General features: G+C 34.9%; 1 protein-coding gene and 1 pseudogene. Both read right to left on the bottom strand.

What is annotated here, in order from left to right:
- Positions 1 to 331: 331 nt before the first annotated feature.
- Positions 332 to 1,438: an IS4 family transposase gene (locus ACEN3Z_RS11750; protein ID WP_407090965.1), complete on the bottom strand. Its 1,107-nt coding sequence runs from the start codon at positions 1,436 to 1,438 to the stop codon at positions 332 to 334.
- 279 nt (positions 1,439 to 1,717) lie between these two features.
- Positions 1,718 to 1,831, bottom strand: a pseudogene (locus ACEN3Z_RS11745) (IS30 family transposase); the annotation flags it as partial.

Raw genomic sequence — 1,831 nt, 5'->3', positions numbered from 1 at the left:
TGTCCGCGCCTTCCATCAGGAACGTCAGGCAATCTAAGCATATGGAAAAGAGCTAAGTTAAATCAAAGAAAGAACAATCATAAAATTTTTTGAGACTAAGTGGCTAACTTGAACTTGAAATTTACAAGTAGAATATTTATGTAATTCATGTTATATTTCACTAGTGTTGCATAAAACTGAAAATCACTGTTACTTGTTTATTGTTAATTAAATCACATGTAGTTTTCGTTAAAAATTTCAAAAAAGTCAAATGCTGGCGCAGCGGATGACTTTTTCCAGAATTTTTTTGACTTATTTAGTTGTAGATAAATCGATTTGCGGCTTCTTTCACTTAGTCAGGTTCGAATATTTCCTTAAATAATTCGAACGGTTCATACTGTAACGCTCGTAAATGCCTTAAAACGTGGAAAACTGTTTGTTTTAAGTCTAATTCAAGCTTGATGAGTAAGGTCAGTAAGTAGACAATCAGTGCCAGTATGACTTGATTTTCCACACCTTCTTCTGACTTTGAAAAGTGGTTTTTAATCGTCATGTGTTGCTTGATATGCTGGAAAAAGAGCTCGATTTGCCATCGTGATTGATACATTTTACTAATCTCTTCAGCTGATACATCCATGCGGTTGGTGATAATTCTTAAATTGGCTTGCTGCTTTCTTTCTATCGTCACAAGTTGAAAGAGACTCGTCAAGTAGACTTGACTGCCCAATTGAACCAACTGGTCACTGATAATACCCGTTCCTTTAGGAACGTCTAGATGGCCTTGCACATGTACCTTCGTATTCTTCTTAATCCGAGAAACGAAGAAATACCCACCCCAATGCATTTGATTGAATTGAGCGAAATCAAGATACCCACGATCAAAAACGTATGTAGCCAACGGCTCATTGATAAAGACCTCTAAGTGTTCATGATCATGTTCAGAAGCAGGAGATACTTCAAATTGTTCAGGGTGCACCCAACGTTCATTCATGAAGCAGACTTTTAAATGTAACTTTATGCCAGCTTTTGTCGGTCTAAAATGCGCCCATGGATAGGAATTCTTGCTAAATGAAAAGGTTGTGGAATCAATCAGATAGAGTTTTTCTTTCGACTTTACCTTCGTCTTTTTATGCACAAGAGAAAGTAAATGATTAAAAACCTCCAGTAATACACTTGGTTCAAGTGCCCGTAGGGCACGAGAAAGCTGAGAGTAACTGATAGAGTCTATCCCCATTACTTTTTTCAAATTCGGATTGACAAGTTGTTGGTCTAGGTGTCGTAAACTTTCGGTTTCATCGTTAATGGCATACAGAAAGAGCTTTATTACTTTCTTAAATGTCAATTTCTTTGCATAACGATCAAATTGTTCGATGGCTTGACGAGAATCTAAGCTTAATTGTTCTAATTTAATATACGAAAACCATTTATTTATTGTCATTTTTGTTTTATACTTATCCATGCATAGATCCTTTGTATTGGTCTTGGATAAGTCATCCAAGTACTAGTATAAAGGATTTTTTTATGCCATGGAACAGGTTAATATTTTAATGCAACACTAGTGAAGTTTTATACATTACTACTAAAATGAACTATTTTATGAAAGCGGTCTTCTAAAAAAGTATAATAAATTGAAATCGTTTTTACTGTTTATAGTGTAGTAGTCATTATGATGGGAATAAATGAATAAGATGGAAGGTGACAATACCAGATTCACAATTTTTTTAGAAATTTTGATTTGTCAAATTAAGCTAGACAAAACTGCTTCATCTAAGTAACTCAAAAATACTTCCAACGGTGTTCGGTAGTGTAAGGATTTCCGTGGAATCGTGTTCCGTTTGTGTGCAATCGATGA

The organism is Ruoffia sp. FAM 26254, from assembly GCF_045528545.1.
GTDB classification, from domain to species: Bacteria; Bacillota; Bacilli; order Lactobacillales; family Aerococcaceae; genus Ruoffia; species Ruoffia halotolerans.
Note: the sequence above shows the minus strand (reverse complement) of the source record. Positions and strands in the feature narration are given on the sequence as shown.